The sequence below is a fragment of the Streptantibioticus parmotrematis genome (genome assembly GCF_019890615.1).
GTDB lineage: Bacteria > Actinomycetota > Actinomycetes > Streptomycetales > Streptomycetaceae > Streptantibioticus_D > Streptantibioticus_D parmotrematis.
Window position 1 is genome coordinate 51091 of sequence record NZ_JAINVZ010000022.1, and the last position, 23859, is coordinate 74949.

Sequence of the window (23859 nt, forward strand, 5' to 3'; positions counted from 1 at the left end):
GTTACGACCGGTGACGCGCTGACGGGGAAGGGTCCGCCGGATCGGTGGCTTCCGGTACGTCACTGCCCCAACTGCCCAGCAGGCGAAGGGAGTCGGCGGACGGGGAGCCGGGCTCGGCGTGGTAGGTGATCAGGGACTGGTCCGTGCCGTCCGTCATGCGGAAGGACTCGAAGTGCAGGGCCAGGGCGCCCACCAGCGTGTGGTGCAGATGCTTGACGCCGTGGCTCTTCTCCTTGACGTCGTGGGTCGCCCACAGCCGCCGGAACTCCTCGCTCTTCACGGACAGTTCACCCACCAGGGCGGACAGCCGCGGGTCGTCCGGGTGGCAGCCCGCGTCCATGCGCAGCGCGCAGACGATGTCGATCGCCTTCTGCTCCCAGTCCACGAACAGATCGCGGTAGGAGGGTTGGAGGAAGACCAGCCGTGCCCAGTTGCGTTCGGCGGGCGGCAGCTGCGCCCAGTCGCCGAAGACCGCCGCCGCCATCCGGTTCCAGGCGAGGATCTCGGAGCGGCGCCCGACGACGTACGCGGGCACGCCGTCCATGGAGTCCAGCAGCTCCCGCAGCGCCGGACGCACGTGCTGCTGCCGCCCCGCCGCCGCCTTCTTCTTGTGCGACTTCGGTTTCGCCAGGTGCGTCAGATGCGCGTGCTCGGCGTCGGTCAGCCGCAGGGCGCGGGCGATCGAGTCCAGGACCTCCGCCGAGACGTTGCGGCCGTTGCCCTGCTCCAGCCGCGTGTAGTAGGCCACCGACACCCCGGCGAGCTGCGCCAGCTCCTCCCGGCGCAGCCCCGGCACCCGGCGGTGCCGGCCGAAGTCGGGCAGTCCGACGTCCTCCGGCTTCAGGCGGGCCCGGCGGGTGCGCAGGAACTCGCTCAGCTCGGCCCGCCGGTCCAGCGGCCGCCCGGCGGCCCCGGCGGGCCCGGCGGCGTCTCCAGCGGAGGGCTCGGCAGCGGCTCCGGCAGCGTCGGCGGTCGGCCCGGCAGCGGCTCCGGTGGCGGGCTCGGCCTGCGCCCGTGCGTCCCCGGTGCCTGCGGGATCCGTGAGGTCACTGCGTTCCATACGTCCAGTATTCCTGGTCGTACGCCCGGCAGCCTGATACCGCCAGTGGTACGCACAGCGGTCGTACGCGAAGGCGTGGTCTGGGTAGGGCAGGCGAGTCCCGGCAGGCTGGGGGCCGTGCCCGGTGGACAGGAAACCGGGGACGGAAACCTGCTAGGAGAACCCTCGGCATGACCACTGTTGCTGCGTACGCCGCGCCCGCCGCCAAGGCTCCGCTGGAGCGGACCACCATCGAGCGGCGCGCTGTCGGCGAGTCCGACGTCCTGATCGACATCAAGTTCGCCGGTATCTGCCACTCCGACATCCACCAGGTCCACGAGGGCTGGGGCGAGGCCATCTTCCCGATGGTCCCCGGCCACGAGATCGCGGGCGTGGTCTCGCAGGTCGGCTCCGGTGTGACGAAGTTCGCCGTCGGCGACCGGGTGGGCGTCGGCTGCATGGTCGACTCCTGCCGCGAGTGCGAGAACTGCCGCAAGGGCCTGGAGCAGTACTGCCTCCAGGGCATGGTCGGCACGTACAACGCCGTCGGCAGGGACGGCGAGCCCACCTACGGCGGCTACTCCGAGAAGGTCGTCGTCGACGAGAACTTCGTCGTGCGCGTCCCCGACGGCCTGCCCCTGGACGTGGCGGCCCCGCTGCTCTGCGCGGGCATCACCACCTACTCCCCGCTCCGGCACTGGAACGCGGGTCCCGGCAAGAAGGTCGCCGTGATCGGCCTGGGCGGCCTCGGGCACATGGCCGTCAAGATCGCGCACGCCATGGGCGCCGAGGTCACCGTCCTGTCGCAGTCGCTGCGCAAGAAGGACGACGGGCTGAAGCTGGGCGCCGACCACTACTACGCGACCAGCGACCCGAAGACCTTCGAGGAACTGGCCGGCACCCTCGACCTGATCGTCTCGACCGTGTCGGCACCGATGGACTTCGGCGCCCTGCTGTCGCTGCTGAAGGTGGACGGCGCGATGGTCAACGTGGGCGCGCCGGAGGAGCCGGTCGCCTTCAACCTGTTCTCGCTGATGCTCGGCCGCAAGTCCCTCGCCGGGTCGGCGATCGGCGGCATCGCCGAGACTCAGGAGATGCTGGACTTCTGCGCGGAGCACGGCATCGGCGCCGAGATCGAGCTGATCCGCGCGGAGCAGGTCAACGAGGCGTACGAGCGGGTGCTGGCCAGCGACGTCCGCTACCGCTTCGTGATCGACACGGCGACCATCTGACGACCGCCCGGCCACCCGACCACCCGGCCGCCCGTCTCTCCGGCCACCCGGACGGCCGTACCGGTTCGAAGGCGATCCCCCTGGGTGGAGGCGCGCGGGTCTAGGCTGCCAACGGATCGATCCGTCACGTGAGATGTCCGTTGCAGCGGGAAGGCGGCAGCGTCCGATGCCCGAGATCGAACTCAGCGCAGGCGTCATCGACTACACCGACACCGGAGAGCCGGGCGGCGGCGAGCGACAGGGCGGCACCGGTGAGACCCTCGTGCTCGTGCCGGGCCTGGGGTTCGGCGCCTCCGTGTGGGACCCGTTGGTCCGGGAGCTGCGCGACGAGTTCCGGATCGTGGTGCCCGTGCTGCCGATCGGCGCGCACCGCAGGCCCGCGCGCCCGGACGCGGACCTGTCGGCGCAGGGGGTGGCCGGGCTGCTCGCGGAGTTCCTCGAACGCCTCGACCTGCGCGACGTCACCCTCGTGCAGAACGACGCCGGGACCGCCCAACTCCTGGTCGGCGTACGGGACGAGCGTGTCGGCCGCCTGGTGCTGACGTCGTGCGAGGCGCTGGACAACTACCCGCCGGGCATGCAGGGCAAGGCGCTGGAGCTGGCCTGCTCGGTCCCGGGCGGGCTGTTCCTGATGCTCCAGGCCTTCCGGGTCCCGTTCCTGGTGGGACTGCCGTTCTCGCTCGGCGGCATGGCACACCGGCCGATCCCGTACGAGCTGGTGCGCGAGTGGTACGGGCCGCTGCTGACGGACGCGGCGATCCGCCGCGACCTGACGCGGTTCCTGCGCTCCACCCGCAAGGACACCTACCGCCAGGCGGCCGGGCGGCTGCGGGAGTTCGACCGGCCCGCGCTCGTCGCGTGGGGCGCGCGGGACGTGATGATGCCGCCCGCCACCGGCAGGCGCCTCGCGGAACTGCTGCCGCACGGGCGGTACGTGGAGATCCCCGACGCCCGCACGCTCGTCCAGCTGGACAATCCCACGGCACTCGCGACCGAGCTGCGGCGGTTCGTGGCGGAGAACCCGTTGACGTGAGACGCGGGGAACGTGGGAAGCAGGGGACGTGAGAAGGCGGGGAGACGTGGGATGCGGGGGGGGGACGTGGGAAACTCGTTCGGCCGCGCGCTCACTCCGCCGATGCGAGCAACGCCCGGATCCTCGCCCGCAGGTACAGCGCCGCCTGAAGTGCCCACCGTACGGCGGCACTTGGCGGCGCGATCCGGAACGCCCGCCTGAGTTCTTCGTCGAGGAGCGCGGAGAAGCAGGAGTCGAGAACAGGGGACAGCACCCGGGGCGCCCGGTCCGTCAGGAGGGAACGGGTCGCCCGCACCAGGCGGTCGGCTTCGGGGGTCGGCCGGAACTCACGTCGTTCGAACTCCCGCATCCACCGCCGGGTCCCCTCGAAGGAGGCGGGGAAGTCCTCGATTCCCATCTCCGTGGCGAGGCGCGCGTAGAACCGGTGGGCGGCGGCGCGTTCCTGCGGTGTGGTCCGGCGCCACCCGTGGGCGTCGATCCAGCGGACAGGGCAGACGCAGAACGCGGACATCACGTACACGTAGTGCTCGTTGCCCGCGTCGATCCCCTCGTGCAGCGTCCTGAGCCGGGACACGGCCTCCCGCGCGGCGGGGCTCGCGAGACCGTGCTCGATCAGGGCGTAGACCAGTCGCCCGGTCGCCTTGGCACGTGATCGCGGCTCCCGTTCCAGCTTCTCGGTGCGCGCGAGGGCCCGGGCGATCGTGGGGACGGCGAAGGTCCGGTAGAAGCCGAGGTTGAGGCCGAACTTGTAGTCGGCGGGGAAGTGGCGCAACGCCAGCTCCCGCAGAACGGCCTCCGGGTCCTCGTCGGGGGGCTGGCGCTGCGGCGATGGCGCGCCCGCGGCGGAAGGCCGCCGGCTCACGTCGCGGTCCGCAGGATTCGCTCGACGAGGGGATGGTCGAGGTAGCTGCCGACGAGGCTCAGATGCCGGCGCTCCGCGTGCGGCGGCACCCCTATCCCCGGTGGGCTGGCACACGTGACGTCGGGAAACACGTTGTCCTGCCGTGCCCGCAGGGCCCAGAGGATCCCCGCCGCGGCCGCCAAGGCCTCCGTCTCTGAAGGACGCAGGTCCTCCGCCTCCGCCACACGCCGCGCTTCGGAGACGACGCGCTCGGAGAGCCAGGGCCGCAGGGACAACTGTCCGTCGCGGATCTCACCGGCGCGGCGAATGGCGAGGAGCTGGAGTCCCCAGTCGGACCGGGGAACCCTGGTACGCAGGACGAGGCCCGGCTCGTGGCTGGTGACCGCCTTCCACAGCTTTTCGAGGGCGCGGAACTCGCGGCGCCTGAGACGGCGGACCTGCCGGGCGGCGTAGATCCAGCCGTCGATGATGACCACCCCGCCGACCGATGCGCAGGCAGGGGCGACGGAGTTGCTCACCGGCGCCATCGAGGAGACGCCGCACATGATGCCCACGATGGCGATGATCTTCAGGACGCCGTAGAAGGCCACGAAGACACATCCCGTCGCGGTCCTGCGCAGGCTGCCGCGCAGAACCGGGTCGCCGACGCCCCGGGAGTAGCGCCAGGCGAGGTACGCCATCGACCACAACGCGAAGCCGTAGCCCGCCTGGTACACCATGAGGAACGCCACGACGGAGGGAACGGTCGCGTACGAGGAGTCGAAGGTGAGCGGCCGTTCACCGGCCGGGAGACCGGAGGCCAGGAAGAACACCGCCATCAGTATCAGGACGACCGCGTACGCCGGAGCGACCAGTCGGGCGGCGACGCGCAGGCGCTGCAGTTCGGTGCCCCGGCGTTCCTCGGCGGCCGCAACCGGGTCGTGCAGCGACCAGAGGCGGACCAGGAGGAAGAAGGCGGCGCAGGAGACGGTGATGAAACCGTAGACGAACAAGGTGGCCAGGTTGGGCGTACCGCTCGTGCGGTCGATCGCGCGGTAGACGTAGGGCGCCGCGGTCAGGAACCCGGAACCCGAGGCCAGAGCGGCCACGGCCATGAGGAGGAGACTGGGGATACGCTCGCTCAGCCAGGCCCGCGTCTTGTGGACGGCCAGGAGGAGCATGCAGACGGCGATGACCGAATACCCCAGGTCGTACGGTAATTCGGGGTTAGGCATGACGGCCTTCTCGGTGTGTCAGAGCCGGGGCGACTCGCTCCGCGACGCCCTCGAGCGGTTCGAGGTTCAGTTCCCGGAAGAGCAGGGTGGCGAAGGTCTCGGCTTCCCTCTCGGCTGGTTCGTCGTAGTGGTCACGGCCGAGGACGCGCCGGATGACGTCCGGGCTGATGGCCGTGTGGCGAGTGGTGTGCCCGAGGAGCAGGTGGGCCAGTTCGTGGCACTGGACGAGGGCCTGGTGCGCGGCGGACGTGCCCTTCGGGTAGTAGACCCGGTCCTCCAGGAGGAACTGCTCGCATTCGCCCGACGGTTCGCCCGGCCCGATGTCTCTCTCCATCATGCGTAACGTACGTCCGGTGTGATGTTCGTATGCGGTGGTCAACTCGTTCATCGTGGGGTGACGAGGCAGTCCGAGCTCTTCCAGCGCACTGATCACCCGTTGCCACTCGGCACGCATGCCCATGGCCCCTCTTCTCTCCTCGGGTATCCGCCACGTCGTCACAAGACGGGATTCGGTCATCGGTTGCTCCTGTTGGGCCGTCCGGGTCGCCGGCTGACCGCGCGCCGGAGCTGGTCCACGAGGGTCGCGACGGTCTCCCTCATGTCGGCGGGCAGTTCCGCCACTCCTTCGGCGATCCGGCGCACCCGCTCATCCTCTTCCTCCTCCTCCGCGGTTCCGGTGGCGCCCTCGTTGCTCGCGCTTCGGGCGGCTCCACTCGTCGCCGCTCGGTCCGGTGGACCGGCCGGGGAGGCGCCGGCTGAGCGCCGTACGCGGGAGTGCGGCAGACCGCGACGTTCCGCCTCGATGGCACGCAGCTCTGCTTCGACCTGACCGACGTAGGGCGCGTCGGCCGGGAGGAAGAAGAACTCCGAGCGCACGCCGTAGAGCTGGGCCAGGCGATGTGCCCGGTCCGCACGCGGCAGGGAGCGGCCGTGGCGCAGGTTGGCCACCTGGCTGACGGACAGGCCGATGCGATCGGCGATCTCCTGATCGGTGAAAGGGCGGCCGAGATCGGCTTCGTACAGCACCTGGTTCAACCGTGCCAGGCGATCGGCGAACACACCCGCCTGTTCGGTGTCCGACGGCTTCACCGGCTCCCCCCAACCCAACTGGTTTGCAACGGCCCGATGTTATGTGAGCGCACGCCCCGCGGGGAGTGGTTCCGGCATCCAGGATGTCAGAAAACTGAGACCTGTACGCCTCGGCAAAGCGGAGGTAACGGGCGAAATACAGGCGACTGTTGGGCGAGCGGTCCCAATTTCTTGACAGTCGCTCCGGGCACGGCGCACGATCTTCCTCCCGACGCGCGGACTGATCGGGGGGCAGCCCGCGCGCGGTGGGTGGGTCTGGGCGGCACGGGGGGGCGTGCGTCGCCGGGCATGTCCTCGGCGCCGCACGACCGCGCGGGCCCACCGGGAGACCGCTCCGCCCGCCGGCCACTGGCGGAGCCGTCCGCAGGGCGCCGCGACAGCTTCGTCCCACGTCGCGAGAGCCCGTCCCAAGAAGTCCCCCCAACCCGAAGTGGCATACGAGCAGGGGGAAATCGTGCACAGTGAGCGGGTTTCACGTCTGAGCGAACGGCACGGGACGGCGCAGGGAAAAGCGCCCTCGGCGGGGGACCCGGCCTGCTGGGCCGAGCGATTACGTACCCGCGCTCGTGACGTCATCGTCGTCGGCACCGCGCCCCCCGCCTACGCGATCACCGACCTGCTGCGCGCGTACGGCCTGAGTGTCGGGTCCTGGCTGTTACCCAACACCCCGTCACCCGAGCGGCTCGCGCGGGCGGTGCGCGGTCTGGCCAGGAGCACCGCCGGCTGGGAGACAGCCGTGGCGCTGGTCTCCTGCTGGGCCGACCCGGCCGTCGCGGCCGTCGTCGATCCCGCCGCCCTGGCCGCAGCGCCCCGTCCGGCACGCTGGCTCGACCTGACCCCGGGCACGCCCCATCACGCCCGTGCGGCTCTGCGCGCTCCCCTCGGCATGGCCGCGTACACGGCGCGGTGCTGGATCCCCACCGGCAGTCGTCACACGCTGCGCCGGGCGGCGCTCGCCCCGGACCTGCCGCGTACCTACGTGGAGGTGTTGTGGGCTCTGGCCACTCTGCCGCCGCGGTTCTGACCGCGTGCGCCGACCGGCCTCACCCATGCCCGGGGCCGCCGCTCACGCCCCCACTCCCCCGGAGAAGAAAGAACTTTCCCCGCCGTGTCGATCCCGCCCCCTCGCGTTCGACGCGTACACAGAAGGCGGGATCCACCCGCCGCGAGGACACCACGAGGAGCTGGACGTCATGCGTTTCATGTCGCTGATCAGGGTCAACGAGAACGGCGCTCCGGAGGGCGGGCCCAGCCCGCGGATGATGGAGGAGATGGGCAAGCTGCTGGACGAGATCACCAAGGCCGGGGTCATGCTGGACACCGCGGGCCTGGGCCGGCCGGAGGAGACGGTCAGGGTGCGGTCCGAGCACGGGAAGCTCACGGTGACGGACGGGCCGTTCGCCGAGTCCAAGGAGTTCATCGGCGGCTACGCGATCATGCAGACGAAGTCCAAGGAGGAGGCCGTCGAGTGGGCCAAGCGGTTCGCCGCGGTGCACGACGAGGGCTGGGACATCACGTGTGAGGTCCGGCAGGTCGAGGAGCCCCCGGCCGGCTGACGGCGGCGGCGGACGCGCGTTCCCCCGTGACGGCTGCCGCGCCGCCGGACGCGCCTCCCCGTGTGACGGCTGCCGCGCCGCCGCGCGGGGGCGCCTCCGGCGTTGCCCCGGCCGGTTCCGCCTGGTCTGATGAGGCGATGGACGCGGACGACGACACGACCGGCCCCGCGGCGCCGCCGCCCGAAGCCACCGACGCGCCCTCCGCCACCGTCGCCGCGATCGAAGCCGTCTGGCGCATCGAGGCCGCCCGCCTCATCGCCGGTCTGGCCCGCCTCACGCACGACGTCGGCCTCGCGGAGGAACTGGCCCAGGACGCGCTGGTCGCCGCCCTCGAACAGTGGCCGCGTACGGGCGTGCCGGACCGTCCCGGCGCCTGGCTGACGACCACCGCCAGGCGCCGTGCCGTGGACCGCTTCCGCCGCGAGCGGACCTACGCCCGCAAGCTGGAGGCCCTCGCCCACGAGCTGCCCGCCGGTGCGCCGGGCGCCGACGACCTGGCCCGGTTGGACGAGGACCCCATCGAGGACGACGTCCTGCGCCTGGTCTTCACCGCCTGCCACCCGGTGCTGTCCACCGAGGCCCGCGTCGCCCTGACGTTGCGGCTGCTCGGCGGCCTGCGCACGGACGAGATCGCGCGGGCGTTCCTCGTTCCGGAGGCGACCGTCGCGCAGCGGATCGTGCGGGCGAAGAAGACGCTGGCGAAGGCGGGCGTGCCGTTCGAGGTGCCGCAGGGCCCTGAGCGCGCCGAGCGGCTGGCGTCGGTGCTCGGCGTCATCTACCTGATCTTCAACGAGGGGTACGCGGCGACCGCGGGCGACGACTGGATGCGGCCCGCGCTGTGCGAGGACGCGTCGCGGCTGGCCAGGCTGCTGGCCGCGCTGATGCCGGACGAGCCGGAGGCGCACGGCCTCGCGGCGCTGCTGGAGATCCAGGCGTCCCGCGCGGCGGCGCGCACCGGGCCGTCCGGTGAGCCGGTGCTGCTGGCCGACCAGGACCGGCGGCGCTGGGACCCGTTGCTCATCCGGCGCGGCTTCGCGGCCCTGGCGCACGCCGAGGCGGCCGGCAAGGCGGCGGGGGCGGCCCCCGGCCCGTACACGCTCCAGGCCGCGATCGCCGCCTGCCACGCCCGGGCACGCACCGCGCGGGAGACGGACTGGCGGGCGATCGTGCGGCTCTACGACGCGCTGGCGCTGCGCGCGCCGTCGCCGGTGGTGGCGCTCAACCGGGCGGTGGCGCTCGGCATGGCGGACGGCCCTGCGGCCGGGCTCGCGGCGGTCGACGAGTTGTCCGGGGAACCGTCGCTCCAGGGCTACCACCTGCTGCCGACCGTACGCGGCGACCTGCTGGCGCGGCTCGGCCGGTACGAGGAGGCGCGGGCGGAGTTCGCCCACGCGGCGACCCTGACCCGCAACGCGCGCGAGCGCGAGCTGCTGCGGTCACGGGCCGCGGACCCGCGCGGCGGAGTGGCGGGGACGGCGGGCGGCGGGACGACGGGCGGCGGAGGCGCCGCCGCGCATACCGGGAGGTGAACGCGGGCACCCGTCACCGCATGACCACCCGGAACGCCGAGAGCGGCGGCACCCGCGTCACGAGCCCCGGCGGCCTGTCACCCGCCCGCCTGGAGCGCATGCACACGATCATGTCCCGGCACGTGGAACGCGGCGACCTGCCGGGGCTGATCACGTGCGTCAGCAGGCGGGGCGAGACGCATGTGGACGTGATCGGGGACATGGAGTTCGGGCCCGGGGCGCGGCCGATGCGGCGGGACACGATCTTCCGGATCTCCTCGATGACCAAGCCGGTGATCGCGGTGGCCACGATGATCCTGCTGGAGGAGTGTGTTCTGCGGCTCGACGAGCCGGTCGACCGGCTGCTGCCGGAACTGGCGGACCGGCGGGTGCTCACCCGTCCTGACGCCCCGCTGGACGACACCGTGGCGGCCGAACGGCCCATCACGGTGCGGGACTTGCTGACGTTCCGGATGGGATTCGGGATGCTGCTGGGGGCGGATGACCACCCCGTCGTGAAGGCGGCGCAGGAGCGCGGGGTGGCGACCGGGGTGCCGAACCCGGCCGAGCCGCCGGAGCCGGACGAGTGGATGCGGCGGCTGGGCGAGTTGCCGCTGATGGCACAGCCGGGCGAACGGTGGCTCTACAACACCGGTTCGCAGGTGCTGGGCGTGCTGATCGCGCGGGCGAGCGGGCAGGCGCTGGGCGACTTCCTGCGCGAGCGGATCTTCGAGCCGCTGGGCATGCGGGACACCGGTTTCCACGTCCCCGCCGACCGGCTGGACCGGCTGGCGACCTCGTACATGGCCAACCACCACGAGGGCGGCCGGATGGAGGTGTACGACGGCGTGACGGACAGCCAGTGGGCGGCCGAGCCCGCGTTCCCGGACGGCGCGGCGGGCTTGGTCTCGACGGTGGACGACTATCTGGCGTTCGGTCAGATGATGCTGAACGAGGGCGAGTTGGCAGGCGAACGCGTCATCTCGCGCCCTTCGGTGACGTTGATGACGACCGATCACCTGACGGGTCACCAGAAGAGCATCTCGGAGATGGCCCCCGGCACGTGGGCGAACGCGGGATGGGGCTTCGGCGTCTCGGTGGTCACCGGCCGCGACGGCATCGCCGCCACCCCCGGCCGCTACGGCTGGGACGGCGGCCTCGGCACCAACTGGTCGTCGGACCCGGCCGAGCGGATGGTGTCCATCATGATGACCCAGCGAGCGGAGTTCCCGTTCTTCAGCAACGTCCACCGCGACTTCTGGGTGGCGTCGTACCAGTCGATCGCGGACTGATCCCACGGGAGGGACGGCGACGGCTCACTCCGGCGGGACGCTGTAGCGGTCCAGCGTCGCCTTGGACACCGACGTGTCGAGCAGGCGCAGTTCCCACGGGCCGGTGTTGACGTCGAAGTCCTTGCCGAATCCGACCCACTTGCCCGCCATCCGGCGCCCGGTGGGCTCGACGAGCAACTGGACGGCGCCGTGGTACGTGGCGCCCTGGTAGTAGCCGTCGCGCGCGGTCCGTTCCGTCCACGTCCCGGTGACCACGCTGCGGTCGATCGTCAGGTCGAGGGCGAGCGGGGACGCCGGGTTGGACGACGCCTCCGGCAGTGACCGCGCCGTCAGCCGGGTGCCGTGCTGGACCAGCACCACGTGGTGCCTGCCTTCGAACGTGGCGTCGCGGCCCGACGAGTAGAACTCGTACCGCGACAGCCAGACACCGCCGTACGTCTCGCTGGCGGAACGCGGTACCGCGCGCGGCGCGGGCGAGGCGGCGGCCACGCCGTCCGGCGCCGGGGACAGGTCGTGGCCCCCCGATCCGTCGTCGCGCACCCTGGCCATCGGCACCTGCGGGACGAAGCCCAGGGCTTCGAGCGGGACGCCGGTGACGCGTTCCAGCGCGCGGGCGTAGACCGGTCGCGGAGAACGGCTGGTCCCGGCCTCCCAGCGCTGCACGAGCCGCTTGCTCGCCTCGTTCGGCTCCCCCAGCTCCACACCCGCCCGCCGCAGCGCCCTGGCGAGGTCGTCCTGGCTCATCCGCAGCCCGATCCGTACGGCCCGCAGCACGTCGTTCGGCGCGTCCCCGATGGTCGTCATGGCGTCACGCTAGCGCCAATTCCCTTCCTATGACACCCATTTGACGTCCCCGACCGGCACCCGGCCGACGCTGTCCCCGCCGTCACGACAGCACTGTCTCCGCCGTCGCGACGGCACACGGTCACCTCGGCCTGGCCGCCCTGTCGCTGTCCGCGCTGCGCGTTACGCAGCGGCCCGCAGGACGTCCACACGGCGAGGCGGTCAGAATGGACGGGTGAGACCGACCGCCGACCTCCTCGCCGCCCTCGAGGAGAGACCGCCCTCCCCCCTCCAGGGCGTCCATGACGACGCGCTCACCCGGCGTGGGGTTCGGCTGCTGCTCAAGCGGGACGATCTCGTTCATCCCGATCTGCCGGGTAACAAATGGCGCAAGCTGCGGCTCAACCTTGCCGCTGTCCTGGAGTCCGGCGGCGGCGCTCTGCTGACGTTCGGCGGGGCCTACTCCAATCACCTTCGGGCGACCGCGGCCGCCGGGCGGATGCTGGGGCTGGACACGATCGGGGTCGTGCGGGGGGACGAGCTGGCCTCGCGGCCGCTCAACGCCTCGCTCGCGCGGGCCGCCGACGACGGCATGCGCCTGCACTTCGTCACCCGGGCCGACTACCGCCGCAAGACCGACCCCGCCTTCCTGGCCGGCCTGGAGAAACGGTTCGGCGACTTCCATCTCGTGCCCGAGGGCGGCAGCAACGCCCTCGCCGTCCTCGGCTGCGTCGACCTCGGGCGGGAGCTGCGCGGCCACGCCGACGTGGTCGCCGTCGCCTGCGGCACCGGCGGCACCCTGGCCGGGCTGGCGGCGGGGCTCGACCCGGCCGACCAGCGCGTCATCGGCTTCCCCGTGCTCAAGGGCGGCGGCTTCCTCGCCGACGACATCGCGCGCCTCCAGACCGAGGCGTTCGGCGGCCCACGCGGCGACTGGAGCCTGGACACCCGCTTCCACTGCGGCGGCTACGCCCGCGTCCCGCCCCGACTGCGGTCGTTCGCCGAGGAGTTCGGGCAGCAGCACGGCCTCACGCCCGACCTCACGTACGTGGCGAAGATGCTGCTGGGGGTGCGCACGCTGGCCGAGGAGGGCGCGTTCGCACCGGGTACGCGCGTCGCCGCCGTGATCACCGGCTGACGGCACCGCCCCCCCTCAGTCCTCCAGCCGTTCCACCGCCGCCTCCTCCAGGTCCAGCCTGCGCAGCAGCGTTCGCAGCATCTCGTCGTCGATGCGGCGCGCGTCCCGCAGGCCCACGAAGACGTCGCGTTCGGCGGCGATCATCTCGCGGCTCAGTCTGCGGTACGTCGCGTCGGCCGACTCGCCGGTGACCTCGTTGACCTGGCCCAGCCGTTCCCAGACCGCGTTGCGGCGACGTTCCAGGACGCGCCGCAGACGTTCCTCCAGCGGCGCGGGCAACGCGTTCTCCGGCCGGGCCAGCAGCCGCCCCAGGCGGTCCTCGGCGGCCGTGGACGCCTCGCTCTGCGCCTGCGCCTCGATCAGCGTGATCCGCTGCGTGTCGGGCCCCGGCAGCCGCAGCGCCCGCACCACCGCGGGCAGCGTGAAGCCCTGCACCACCAGCGTCCCGATCACGCACCCGAAGGCCAGGAAGAGCAGCAGGTCGCGGGAGGGGAACGGCGATCCGTCGTGCGTGGTCAACGGGATCGAGAAGGCCACCGCGAGCGAGACCACCCCGCGCATCCCGGCCCACGAGATCACCAGCGGCGTCGACCACGGCGGCGCCGGATCCCGCCGCCCGATCGACGGAATCAGCCTGCGCGGCAGATACGTCGCGGGAAACACCCACACGAAGCGTGCCGCGATCAGCACGACGAGCAGCACGGCCGCGTACCCGATCGCCTGCCGGACACCGTGCGGGCCCAGACCGCGCACCACGAGCCGCAGTTGCAGCCCGATCAGCGCGAAGACCGCCGACTCCAGCAGGAAGGCGGCCATCTTCCACACCGCCGCCTCCTGGAGCCGGGTGGCGAAGTCCACCTCGTACGAACGGTGGCCCAGGTGCAGCGCGACGACCACCACGGCGAGCACCCCGGAGGCGTCCACCCGTTCGGCGGCGGCGTAGGCGACGAACGGGATCAGCAGCGACAGCGTGTTCTGCAGCAGCGGCTCGGTCAGCCGGGTGCGCAGCCAGTGCAGCGGGACCATCAGGACCAGGCCCACGCCGACGCCGCCGATCGCGGCGAGCAGGAAGTCGCCGATGCCGCGCGGCCAGCTGATGCCCTCCCCCACCGCGGCGGCCAGGGCGACCCGGTAGGCGGTGATGGCGGTCGCGTCGTTGAACAGCGACTCGCCCTCCAGGATCGTCACCATCCGCGGCGGCAGACCCACCCTGCGGGCGATGGACGTGGCCGCGACCGCGTCCGGCGGCGCGACCACCGCGCCCAGCACGAGCGCGGCGGCCAGCGGCAGACCGGGCACGAGGGCGTGCGCCACGACGCCGATCACCGCGGTCGCGAAGAGCACGTGGCCCACCGACAGCAGCGCGACCGGGCGCAGGTTGGCGCGCAGCCCCAGGTAGGAGCTCTCCAGCGCGGCGGTGTGCAGCAGCGGCGGCAGGACGAACGGCAGCACCAGGTGCGGGTCCAGGGTGTACGCGGGCACCCCCGGCACGTAGGAGGCGGCGAGGCCGATGACGACCAGCAGCAGCGGCGCCGACATCGCGACCCTGCGGGCCACGCCCGCCACCGCGGCGCTCCCGGCCACCAGGACCAGCAGCCCGGCCCCGCCCGACGCTCCCGCCATGCCCGCCACGGCCGCACCGCCCTCGTCGCCTCGTCGCCTCGTCGTGCTCTTCCGCGTCCGGTCGCCGTCCCGGCCGACAGTCGGGCGCCGGACTGCCTAACCTGGAAATCATGAAGCCGTGCGAGCACGTTTCCGCGCTGCCGCGCCCCGAACCACCGCCCGGGTCGGACACCTGCCTGGAGTGCGTGGCGGCCGGCACCCATCCCGTACAGCTGCGGCTGTGCCTGGAGTGCGGCCATGTGGCCTGCTGCGACTCCTCGCCGCTGCGGCACGCCACCCAGCACTACGAGGAGACCGGCCACCCGGTGATGCGCACCTTCGAGCCGGGCGAGGACTGGCGCTGGTGCTACGAGGACCAGCAGCTGACCTGAGCGGTCGCGGCGCGGGCCGCCGGAGCCGGGGCCGCTGTGGTCGCCGGGGCCGCGCGGACGGCCGGGGCGCTGGACCGCCGGGCCGCCAGGGCCGCTGTGGTCGCCGGGCCGCCGCCGCGCGGACCACCGCCGCGCGGACCACCGCCGCGCGGACCACCGGGGGCGCCGGGGGCGCCGACAGCCGCGTTCCCGTGCGCGCGCACGCGCCTTCCCGTACGCGCGCACACGCGTTCCGTTCCGGCCCTCGGCGTTGTCGGTGCGCGCGGTTAGCCTGGGGACATGATTCGACCCGCAACGCCCGCCGACGTTCCGGCGATCCACGCCATGATCCGCGAACTCGCGGAGTACGAGCGGGCGCTCGACGCCGCGCGGGCCACGCCCGCGCAGCTGCGCGAGGCGCTGTTCGGCGCCGACGCCGCGGTCTTCGCGCTGATCGCGCAGGACGACTCGGTCGGCGAGCCGGTGGGCTTCGCCCTGTGGTTCCGCAACTTCTCCACCTGGACCGGGACGCACGGGATATATCTCGAAGACCTGTACGTGCGGCCCGAGGCGCGGGGCGCGGGCCACGGCAGGGCGCTGCTGGCCGAGCTCGCCCGGATCTGCGTGGAGCGCGGCTACCAGCGCTTCGAGTGGGCGGTCCTGGACTGGAACGAGCCGTCCATCGGCTTCTACAAGTCGCTCGGCGCGGTTCCGATGGACGAGTGGACGGTGCACCGGCTGACCGGCGAGCCGTTGCGTACCCTGGCGGAACGGGCCCGTCCGGCGGACGGCGGCGCCGAGAAGGCGGGCGGCGGCGCCCACGGGAGCGGCGCCGACGCGGGCGCGGGAACCAGCGAGGCGGGCTGAAGCGTCAACGGGGCGTCATCGCTGTCGAATTGAGACCCCCGAACCCCTAGCCACTGTGCGTACTCATAGGCTTACAATTAGTGACAACAACGGGGTGCCGATACCGGCTCCTCCGTGGGGGCAGCCGTGCTCGGTCCGGGCGACACCGGGGCTCGGATCGCGATACCGTCCCTGGACGACGCGGGTCGGGCGCGGTTCACCCGGAGCGCGTCGCGTGCACATCAATAGTGCACCGGGGCCGGGACCGCCGTCACCCACGGTGAACCGGCCGTCATCCAGCTCAACCACTGTGCGCCACCTTGGAGGTGTGGGTGTCCCAGATCGCAGGCGAGCCCGGGTCGAAGGACTTCGTGGAGGTCCGGCTGCCCGCGGCGGGTGCCTACCTCTCGGTCCTGCGGACGGCGACCGCCGGGCTCGCAGCCCGCTTGGACTTCACCCTCGACGAGATCGAAGACCTACGCATCGCCGTGGACGAGGCATGCGCCATCCTGCTTCAGCAGGCCGTCCCCGGCAGCGTCCTGTCATGCGTCTTCCGCCTGGTCGAAGACGCCCTGTGGGTGACCGTCTCGGCACCCACCACCGACGGCCGCGCCCCGGAGCGCGACACCTTCGCCTGGACGGTGCTGTCCGCGCTGGCCGGCGAGGTCGACTCCACCGTGGCCGAGGACAACACGGTCAGCATCAGCCTGCACAAGAAGCGCGGCGCCGGCCCTGGACAGTCGTGAGGTCCCCAGATGCCCGAAATCCTGAGGTTCCGCAAGGGCCGGAGGTGCCCGGAGTGCGCGGTGCGAGCCGCATACCCGGCGCGTCCGGCGCGGGACGGTAGCGGCACACGCGACACGTACGGCACTCACGGCGCGCGCCCCGGCGCGCGCGGCACCCGACTCACGCACCGCACGCATCCCACGCACGGCACGCACCGCACCACCGGGTACGGAAGGGGGGAGCACCGTGAGCACTGAGACTCCCCGGGAGCTGGTCCCGGAGCGCCCCGCCGCCACGGCGGCGGAGGGCGTCGGCCGGACCGCCGGTCCCGGGCGGCGCGGCGGCTTGCCCGCCGTGCCGCCGCAGCCCGCCCCGGCCCGGCGCAACCAGGCGCGGCACCACCCCGTGCCGCGCGACGAAGGATCGGACGCGGCGGAGCAGACGGAGCCCATGGACCAGGACGAGCGGCACGACCCCGGCACCGGGCACGGCGCGCCCGCCTCGCACCCGGAGCGCCCGGGGCACGAGGCGCACGACGCGCACGACCTGCGGGAACTGCCCGATCCGCAGGACCGCGCGGGGGCCCGCGCCCTCTTCGTGGAGCTGAGCAGGCTCCCGGACGGTTCCCCGGAGCGCGCCGTGCTGCGCAACCAGCTGGTGCAGATGCACCTGCCGCTGGTCGAGCACCTGGCCCGGCGGTTCCGCAACCGCGGCGAGCCGCTGGACGACCTGACCCAGGTCGCCACGATCGGCCTGATCAAGTCGGTGAACCGTTTCGACCCGGAGCGCGGCGTGGAGTTCTCCACGTACGCCACGCCCACGGTCGTCGGTGAGATCAAGCGGCACTTCCGCGACAAGGGCTGGGCGGTGCGCGTACCGCGCCGTCTCCAGGAGCTGCGGCTGGCGCTGACCACGGCCACCGGCGAGCTGTCCCAGCGGCACGGCCGGGCGCCCACGGTGCACGAGCTGGCGGAGCACCTGAAGATCTCCGAGGAGGAGGTGCTGGAGGGCCTGGAATCGGCCAACGCCTACAGCACGCTCTCCCTGGACGTGCCCGACACCGACGACGAGTCCCCGGCCGTCGCCGACACCCTCGGCGCGGAGGACGACGCGCTGGAGGGCGTGGAGTACCGCGAGTCGCTCAAGCCGCTGCTGGAGCAACTGCCGCCGAGGGAGAAGAAGATCCTGCTGCTGCGGTTCTTCGGCAACATGACGCAGTCGCAGATCGCGCAGGAGGTCGGCATCTCGCAGATGCACGTCTCCCGCCTGCTGGCCCGCACGCTGGCGCAGCTGCGCGACCGGCTGCTGGTCGAGGAGTAACCGGCCGCGAGGCCGGACAGCCGCGCGGCGGATCGTTCCTACGCCGCCGTGCGGCGGACGGGTCTCTACGCCGCCGTGCGGCGGATGCCCAGGGCCTCGGTGGCCGCCGGGTGCACCAGCAGCGCCAGTTCCGCGAGGGCCACCGCGCCCAGCACCACGCCGCCGGCCAGCAGGGCGGTGCCGTAGTGCGCCATGGTCCAGGCGCACGGCAGCGCCATCAACTGGATGATCAGGGCGGGCCCGCGGCTCCAGCGCCGGGCGCGCAGCAGTCCGTACGCGGCGCTCAGCGGCAGCGCGGCCAGCGCGAGCACGGTGGCGCCGCCCATCAGCGCCTCCTGGACGCTGGCCGGGTGGCCGAAGAGCACGAGCCCGATCATGTACAGGCCCGCGGCGGCGATCGCCAGCCCCTCGACGGCGGCCAGTACCGCCGCCGCGGTCAGCCGGACCGAACGGGCGGCGGGAGTGGACGGGGTGGGGTTCTCGGTGACGCTCACCCCAGCAGCGTAGCCCCGCCGCCGAGGGACCCCGCCGCACCCCGCACCCGAACGCCGTCGCCCCGCCGCCCGGCGACCCGCCGCGCCCCGGTCCGGTCAACCGCCGCGCCCCGGTCCGGTCAACCGCCGCGCGCCGTCCCGGGCGCGGGGCCGCGCCTCCCGCGCGGGCCGCTACCGGGCCGTAGGTACCCTTCCTCTCATGCGCGCGCTTCTCGTGGTCAACCCGAAGGCCACCACCACCGGTGCGCGGACCCGTGACGTCCTGATCCACGCCCTGGCGAGCGACCTCAAGCTGGAGGTCGTCAACACCGAGTACCGCGGCCACGCGCGGGACGCGGCACGGCGCGCGGCGGACGGCGGCGAGGTCGAGCTGGTGGTGGCGCTGGGCGGCGACGGCACCGTCAACGAGGTGGTCAACGGACTGCTGCACGACGGTCCCGCGGACGGCCTGCCCAGACTCGCGGTCGTGCCCGGCGGCAGCACCAACGTCTTCGCCAGAGCCCTGGGCCTGCCCAACGACGCGGTGGAGGCGACCGGCGTACTGCTGGACGCGCTGCGCGAGAGCCGCGAGCGCACCGTGGGCCTCGGTCTGGTCAGCGGGACGCCGGGCACCGAGGACGAGGGGGTGCCGGCGCGCTGGTTCACCTTCTGCGCGGGGCTTGGTTTCGACGCGGGCGTGGTCGGCCGGGTCGAACAGCAGCGGGTGCGCGGCAAGCGCTCGACGCACGCGCTGTACGTCCGGCAGATGATGCGGCAGTTCATGGGGGAACAGAACCGGCGGCACGGCACGATCACGCTGAGCGAACCGGGCGGCGAACCGATGAGCGACCTGGTGCTCGCCATAGTCTGCAACACCTCACCCTGGACGTTCTTCGGCAACAGGCCGGTCTACGCCTCCCCCGAGGCGTCCTTCGACACGGCCCTCGACCTGCTCGCCCTCTCCCGGCTCTCGCCCGCCGCGGTGGCCCGGCACGCGACCCAGTTGCTGCGCTCCACACCCGAACGCGGACCGCGCGGCAAGCACGTGACCGCGTTGCACGACCTGACGGACTTCACCTTGCAATCCCAGGCGCCGCTGCCGTTTCAGGTGGACGGCGACCATCTGGGGCTGCGTACGAGCGCGACCTTCACAGGCGTACGCCGTGCACTGCGTGTGATTGTGTGAGTGGCAGGGGCAAAACTCCTTCCACTCGAACGTTTACCCTGGCTTGCACCCCATGGAAGTACGGCTGTGACCGAGGCGACACCGAGGAATCAAAAAAAACTTTCCGGAAGGGGTTGTATCGGCGGCCCAGGTTTGCGAGGCTCTTCTTGGCGATCGGGACGGCCCTTCAATTCGGGCCCCCTTGAGAGCCGGAATCTCCTTCCTCACCCAATGTGGTCCGCGCCAGAGAACCTGGCTGCCGACCTGTTGCCACGGGGGGATTCGTGAAAGCGTTCACATTCACAAGCAACGTGCCAGCAACACACCAGGAGTTGGAGCAGACATGGACTGGCGTCATCGCGCCATTTGCCGCGAAGAGGACCCCGAGCTCTTCTTCCCGATCGGCAACACCGGTCCTGCCCTGCTGCAGATCGAGGAAGCCAAGGCCGTCTGCCGTCGCTGCCCCGTCATGGAGCAGTGCCTGCAGTGGGCGCTGGAGTCCGGTCAGGACGCCGGCGTCTGGGGTGGCCTCAGCGAGGACGAGCGCCGCGCGATGAAGCGCCGCGCCGCTCGCAACCGGGCGCGCAACGTCAGCGCCTGACGCCCACCGCCCCGACGTGCTCGGGTGACGCGCCGCCGCGCAGCACACGCGCGGAACGCGTCCCCGCTCTCGATCCGCAGCGCGCAGCACACCGAACGCGCAGCAGACAGACGTAGCACAAGGCAGTAGGCAACAGCCCCGGTCGATCACGTATCGACCGGGGCTCGATGCTGTCCGGGGCCCCTCGCGGGGCCCAACTCACGGCCGGGCCAGGGGTGTAGGGGCGGCGCGGTGCCCTGCGGCCGGGCGGGCCTGCGCGCCGCACGTGGCCGGCCGAGAACACCCGTATGGACACCGGGCCTTGACATCCCGCACACATCGGGACAGCGACGGCCCGCACACCGGGGCAGGAGGTCACACCGGCCCGCAGCCCCCACGCCGCGCAGAGCCGCACCAGCCCGCAGCCCGCGCGAGGAGCCGCGCCTGGCTCAGGACCCGCACACCAAGCACGACGCCGCCCCAGCTCCGGGGCCCGCACACCGCACGAAGTGCCCGGCCAGGACAGCCCGTTCGCCGCAATCCGCCGACCGCACGCGCGATGAACGCCCTCCGCCGCCCGCGCCGCAGGCCCGCCTCCCCGCGCGCCCGCTCGCGCCGCCCGCCCGCCGGTCCGCCCGTCCGCCCCTCCGTCCGGAGCGCGCCCCCCGAGGGGGCGGCTACTGCTTCGCGGGCGGCGGCACCGGGATGTCCAGCAGGACTCGGGTCCCGGTCTCGTCGCCGTCGCGCATGTCGAACGTGCCGCCCAACTCGCCGACCACCAGGGTGCGCACGATCTGGAGGCCGAGGTTGCCCGCGCGCTGCGGGTCGAAGCCCTCGGGCAGTCCGCGCCCGTCGTCCTCGACGGTGACCAGCAACCGGTCCCCCACGCGTTCCGCGGTGACCGCGAGTTCGCCGCGCTGGCCGGGGCCGAAGCCGTGTTCCAGCGCGTTCTGCACGAGTTCGGTCAGCACCATCGACAGCGGGGTCGCGGTCTCGGCCGTCAGGATGCCGAACCGGCCCCGGCGCGCGGCGGCCACCCGTCCGGGTGACAGTTCGGCGACCATGGCGATCACCCGGTCCGCGATGTCGTCGAACTGGACGCGTTCGTCGAGGTTCTGCGACAGCGTCTCGTGCACGATGGCGATGGAACCGACCCGGCGCACCGCCTCCTCCAGCGCGCCGCGCGCCTTGTCGGAGTCCATGCGGCGGGCCTGGAGGCGCAACAGCGCGGCCACCGTCTGGAGGTTGTTCTTGACCCGGTGGTGGATCTCCCGGATCGTCGCGTCCTTGGTGATCAACTCGCGCTCGCGGCGCCGCAGTTCCGTCACGTCGCGCAGCAGCACCAGCGAACCGATGCGGGTGCCCTTGGGCTTGAGCGGGATCGCTCGCAACTGGATGACGCCGTCGCCGCCCTCCACCTCGGTCTCCCGGGGCGCCCATCCGCTGGCGAGCTTGACCAGCGCCTCGTCCACCGGGCCGCGCGACGGCGCGAGGTCGGCGGTGGTCTGGCCGAGGTGCAGCCCGACCAGGTCGGTGGCGAGGCCCAGGCGGTGGTACGCGGACAGCGCGTTGGGGCTCGCGTACTGCACGATGCCGTCGGCGTCGAGCCGGATCAGCCCGTCGCCCGCGCGCGGCGAGGCGTCCATGTCGACCTGTTCGGCCGGGAACGGGAACGATCCGGCGGCGATCATCTGCGCCAGGTCCGAGGCGCTCTGCAGATAGGTCAGCTCCAGCCGGCTCGGGGTGCGCACGGTGAGCAGGTTGGTGTTGCGGGCGATCACCCCGAGCACCCGGCCCTCGCGCCGCACCGGGATCGACTCGACGCGGACCGGGACCTCCTCGCGCCACTCCGGGTCGCCCTCGCGCACGATGCGGCCCTCGTCCAGCGCGGCGTCCAGCATCGGGCGCCGTCCGCGCGGCACGAGGTGGCCGACCATGTCGTCCTGGTAGGAGGTCGGCCCGGTGTTGGGCCGCATCTGCGCGACCGACACGTACCGGGCGCCGTCCCTGGTCGGCACCCACAGCACCAGGTCGGCGAAGGAGAGGTCGGACAGCAGTTGCCACTCGGAGACCAGCAGGTGGAGCCACTCGAGGTCGGAGGGGCCGAGGTCGGTGTGCTGGCGTACGAGGTCGTTCATGGAGGGCACGGGGGGAGCGTACCCTTGCGGGCGGCGGCATCCGTGGCCAGATGTTCATCGGAGCGTCGCCGGAACGTCCCGCCTGACGTATGGACAGACGCTAATGGTCTAGTCCACAATTGACATCGGCAAGCCTCCGCCTTCCCCGCACAGGAAGGCGGACCGAGGCCACCGGCGCTCTCTGCCCTGACTGCGTCGCGGCCTCCCACCCGGTCGGCATCCCGGCCGCGGGGACCGCACACCCCGCGACACCGGCGCCGACGGCAGCTGAGGGCTGCGGTGCCGCGAGGGCTGAGGGTCCCTTGCCGGCGCCGCGGCCCGCGGCGTTTTCCGGCCCTTCCGACGGGCCCCCGCTCCAACGAGCCTTCCCCCGCGGCGTCCCGGCTCCCCGAAGCCTCTTTCACGCGGCGATCCCCCTGCGGCAGACTGGGCCGATGATCGGACGGATGATCTTCCGGGACGACCCCGCGACCGTGCGGGCCTGGACCGCGCTGGGCGGGGACGCCGACACGGCCCGTGCGGTGGCCCACGAGTCGGCAGACGGCTGCCTGCCGGCCCGGCTTCCGGTGCGGGAGCTGGCCAGGGCGACCGTGGCCGCCTGCTCGCTGGCCGCCGCGGAACTGCTCGCGCTGCGCGGCGGCGGGAGCCCGCCCGCCGTCACCGTGCGGGAGGCGGCGGTGGCCACCGCGTTCACCAGCGAACGGCACCTGCGGATCGACGGCCGGGCCGGGCGGACCTTCGCCCCGCTCTCCGGCTTCTGGCGCGCCGCCGACGGCTGGGTGCGCACCCACGCCAACTACCCGCACCACCGCGCCCGCCTGCTGTCCGCGCTGGACATCCCCGACACCGGCGACGACGAGGCGCTGACCGGCGCTCTCGCCCGGGAACTGGCGGACCGCCCCGCGTACGCGATCCAGGAGGCGGTCTACGCGGCCGGGGGCCTCGCCGTCGAGGTCGCGCCCGCGCCGCACGGAAGTCCTCAGCCGCCCGTCCCGCAAACGGCATCCGCCCGGGCTCCGCGCATCGACGGCCTGCCGCTGGTCGAGACCCCGCTCGTGGGCCGGGCCGGAGCCGTGCGGGAGCTGGGGCCCGCCGCGCTGCCCGCCGAAGGGGTGCGGGTGCTGGACCTGACGCGGGTCATCGCCGGGCCGGTCGCCACCCGCACCCTCGCCCTGCTCGGCGCCGACGTGCTGCGGATCGACTCGCCGCGGCTGCCGGAGGACGAGGACGCGCACGCCGACACCGGCCAGGGCAAGCGCTCGGCCCTGCTGGACCTGACCGACCCCGGCGACCGCGCGGTCTTCGAGGAGCTGCTGGCCTCGGCGGACGTCGTGGTCAACGGCTACCGCCCCGGCGCGCTCGACGCGTTCGGCCTCGAACCGGCGGATCTGCTCGCCCGGTATCCGGGGCTGGTCGTGGCCGGGGTCGACGCGTGGGGCTGGGCGGGGCCGTGGGCGGCGCGGCGCGGTTTCGACAGCCTGGTGCAGGCGGCCACCGGCATCGCCGCCGTGGAGGCCGACGCGGACGGCCACCCGGGGGCGCTGCCCGCGCAGGCGCTGGACCACGGCACCGGATACCTGCTGGCGGCGGCCGTGCTGCGCGCGTTGACGCTGCGCCGGGAGACCGGGGCCGGGCGCCACGTGCGGCTGTCGCTGGCCGGGACGGCGGGCTGGCTCGTGCACGGGATCCGGCCGGGACAACGCGGCGGGCAGGCGTACGAACCGGGGGCCTGGCTCACCGAGGCCCCTTCCCCCTGTGGGGTCCTGCGGTACGCCCTGCCCCCGGTCGGCTACGACGGCGCGCCGCGCGACTGGGCGCGGCCGCCGGGGCGGTGGGGCCGGGACCTGCCGCGCTGGACGTGACGCGCGGCCCCGGCCCGGTCGGGCCGGTCC

The 23859-nt window shown here is 73.0% G+C and carries 23 protein-coding genes; 14 read left to right on the plus strand and 9 right to left on the minus strand.

Annotation, left to right across the window (positions count from 1 at the left end; all coding sequences use genetic code 11):
- Position 1 precedes the first annotated feature (1 nt).
- Positions 2-1060, minus strand: coding sequence for a helix-turn-helix domain-containing protein (locus K7472_RS25640; protein ID WP_222980928.1), 1059 nt, complete (start codon positions 1058-1060; stop codon positions 2-4).
- 170 nt (positions 1061-1230) lie between these two features.
- On the opposite strand from K7472_RS25640, the gene K7472_RS25645 reads away from it, so the two are divergent.
- Together K7472_RS25645 and K7472_RS25650 are read left to right on the plus strand one after the other, a co-directional pair.
- Positions 1231-2271, plus strand: a complete 1041-nt coding sequence (locus tag K7472_RS25645; protein ID WP_222980929.1) for an NAD(P)-dependent alcohol dehydrogenase — start codon at positions 1231-1233, stop codon at positions 2269-2271.
- A gap of 166 nt (positions 2272-2437) precedes the next feature.
- Positions 2438-3304 carry an alpha/beta fold hydrolase gene (locus tag K7472_RS25650; RefSeq protein WP_222980930.1) on the plus strand — a complete coding sequence of 289 codons (867 nt, stop codon included), beginning with the start codon at positions 2438-2440 and terminating at the stop codon, positions 3302-3304.
- Positions 3305-3395: 91 nt separating this feature from the next.
- On the opposite strand, the gene K7472_RS25655 is transcribed toward K7472_RS25650, so the two are convergent.
- From K7472_RS25655 to K7472_RS25670, 4 genes are all read right to left on the minus strand, one after another.
- The gene (locus K7472_RS25655) at positions 3396-4166 is read right to left on the minus strand and encodes an oxygenase MpaB family protein (protein WP_308014089.1); all 771 of its coding nucleotides are present in this window, start codon (positions 4164-4166) and stop codon (positions 3396-3398) included.
- Complete coding sequence (locus tag K7472_RS25660) at positions 4163-5380, minus strand: MAB_1171c family putative transporter (protein ID WP_222980931.1); 1218 nt, start codon at positions 5378-5380, stop codon at positions 4163-4165. Before K7472_RS25660 ends, K7472_RS25655 begins: the two co-directional genes overlap by 4 nt.
- The gene (locus K7472_RS25665) at positions 5373-5714 is read right to left on the minus strand and encodes a hypothetical protein (RefSeq protein ID WP_222980932.1); all 342 of its coding nucleotides are present in this window, start codon (positions 5712-5714) and stop codon (positions 5373-5375) included. The genes K7472_RS25660 and K7472_RS25665 overlap by 8 nt, the downstream gene beginning before the upstream one ends.
- A 179-nt stretch (positions 5715-5893) precedes the next feature.
- On the minus strand, positions 5894-6469 hold the full coding sequence (locus tag K7472_RS25670; RefSeq protein WP_222980933.1) for a helix-turn-helix domain-containing protein: 576 nt from the start codon (positions 6467-6469) through the stop codon (positions 5894-5896).
- Positions 6470-6923: 454 nt separating this feature from the next.
- Between K7472_RS25670 and K7472_RS25675 the strand changes: the two genes are divergently transcribed.
- From K7472_RS25675 to K7472_RS25690, 4 genes are all read left to right on the plus strand, one after another.
- Positions 6924-7493: a hypothetical protein gene (locus tag K7472_RS25675; protein ID WP_222980934.1), complete on the plus strand. Its 570-nt coding sequence runs from the start codon at positions 6924-6926 to the stop codon at positions 7491-7493.
- 169 nt (positions 7494-7662) lie between these two features.
- The gene (locus K7472_RS25680) at positions 7663-8025 is read left to right on the plus strand and encodes a YciI family protein (RefSeq protein WP_222980935.1); all 363 of its coding nucleotides are present in this window, start codon (positions 7663-7665) and stop codon (positions 8023-8025) included.
- 137 nt (positions 8026-8162) lie between these two features.
- A complete protein-coding gene (locus tag K7472_RS25685) occupies positions 8163-9554 on the plus strand; it encodes an RNA polymerase sigma factor (protein ID WP_222980936.1) in 1392 nt (463 codons plus the stop codon).
- A gap of 20 nt (positions 9555-9574) precedes the next feature.
- The gene (locus K7472_RS25690; RefSeq protein ID WP_222980937.1) at positions 9575-10825 is read left to right on the plus strand and encodes a serine hydrolase domain-containing protein; all 1251 of its coding nucleotides are present in this window, start codon (positions 9575-9577) and stop codon (positions 10823-10825) included.
- A gap of 24 nt (positions 10826-10849) precedes the next feature.
- On the opposite strand, the gene K7472_RS25695 is transcribed toward K7472_RS25690, so the two are convergent.
- Complete coding sequence (locus K7472_RS25695; protein ID WP_222980938.1) at positions 10850-11629, minus strand: helix-turn-helix transcriptional regulator; 780 nt, start codon at positions 11627-11629, stop codon at positions 10850-10852.
- Positions 11630-11843: 214 nt separating this feature from the next.
- Here K7472_RS25695 and K7472_RS25700 point away from each other — a divergent pair, with 214 nt between their 5' ends.
- Complete coding sequence (locus K7472_RS25700) at positions 11844-12746, plus strand: 1-aminocyclopropane-1-carboxylate deaminase/D-cysteine desulfhydrase (RefSeq protein ID WP_222980939.1); 903 nt, start codon at positions 11844-11846, stop codon at positions 12744-12746.
- Between the two features lie 15 nt (positions 12747-12761).
- Here K7472_RS25700 and K7472_RS25705 read toward each other — a convergent pair whose 3' ends face one another.
- Positions 12762-14369 carry a Na+/H+ antiporter gene (locus K7472_RS25705; protein WP_222980940.1) on the minus strand — a complete coding sequence of 536 codons (1608 nt, stop codon included), beginning with the start codon at positions 14367-14369 and terminating at the stop codon, positions 12762-12764.
- 110 nt (positions 14370-14479) lie between these two features.
- Between K7472_RS25705 and K7472_RS25710 the strand changes: the two genes are divergently transcribed.
- The 4 genes from K7472_RS25710 to K7472_RS25725 all read left to right on the plus strand — a co-directional run bounded on the left by K7472_RS25710 (position 14480) and on the right by K7472_RS25725 (position 17611).
- Entirely contained in the window at positions 14480-14740 is a 261-nt protein-coding gene (locus K7472_RS25710; RefSeq protein WP_222980941.1) for a UBP-type zinc finger domain-containing protein, read from the plus strand.
- A 279-nt stretch (positions 14741-15019) separates the two neighbouring features.
- The gene (locus tag K7472_RS25715; protein WP_222980942.1) at positions 15020-15586 is read left to right on the plus strand and encodes a GNAT family N-acetyltransferase; all 567 of its coding nucleotides are present in this window, start codon (positions 15020-15022) and stop codon (positions 15584-15586) included.
- A gap of 311 nt (positions 15587-15897) precedes the next feature.
- Positions 15898-16311, plus strand: coding sequence for an ATP-binding protein (locus tag K7472_RS25720; protein WP_222980943.1), 414 nt, complete (start codon positions 15898-15900; stop codon positions 16309-16311).
- A 334-nt stretch (positions 16312-16645) separates the two neighbouring features.
- Positions 16646-17611 (plus strand): RNA polymerase sigma factor SigF, encoded by a 966-nt coding sequence (locus K7472_RS25725; protein WP_222980986.1) that lies wholly within the window; start codon positions 16646-16648, stop codon positions 17609-17611.
- Between the two features lie 65 nt (positions 17612-17676).
- On the opposite strand, the gene K7472_RS25730 is transcribed toward K7472_RS25725, so the two are convergent.
- The gene (locus K7472_RS25730) at positions 17677-18105 is read right to left on the minus strand and encodes a hypothetical protein (protein ID WP_222980944.1); all 429 of its coding nucleotides are present in this window, start codon (positions 18103-18105) and stop codon (positions 17677-17679) included.
- A 199-nt stretch (positions 18106-18304) separates the two neighbouring features.
- Here K7472_RS25730 and K7472_RS25735 point away from each other — a divergent pair, with 199 nt between their 5' ends.
- Entirely contained in the window at positions 18305-19270 is a 966-nt protein-coding gene (locus tag K7472_RS25735) for a diacylglycerol/lipid kinase family protein (protein WP_222980945.1), read from the plus strand.
- A 322-nt stretch (positions 19271-19592) separates the two neighbouring features.
- Entirely contained in the window at positions 19593-19850 is a 258-nt protein-coding gene (locus K7472_RS25740) for a WhiB family transcriptional regulator (protein ID WP_109452013.1), read from the plus strand.
- Between the two features lie 656 nt (positions 19851-20506).
- Here the strand turns inward: K7472_RS25740 and K7472_RS25745 are convergent.
- The gene (locus K7472_RS25745; RefSeq protein ID WP_222980987.1) at positions 20507-21967 is read right to left on the minus strand and encodes a sensor histidine kinase; all 1461 of its coding nucleotides are present in this window, start codon (positions 21965-21967) and stop codon (positions 20507-20509) included.
- Between the two features lie 434 nt (positions 21968-22401).
- Between K7472_RS25745 and K7472_RS25750 the strand changes: the two genes are divergently transcribed.
- Positions 22402-23829 carry a CoA transferase gene (locus K7472_RS25750; protein ID WP_252396233.1) on the plus strand — a complete coding sequence of 476 codons (1428 nt, stop codon included), beginning with the start codon at positions 22402-22404 and terminating at the stop codon, positions 23827-23829.
- Positions 23830-23859: the final 30 nt, after the last annotated feature.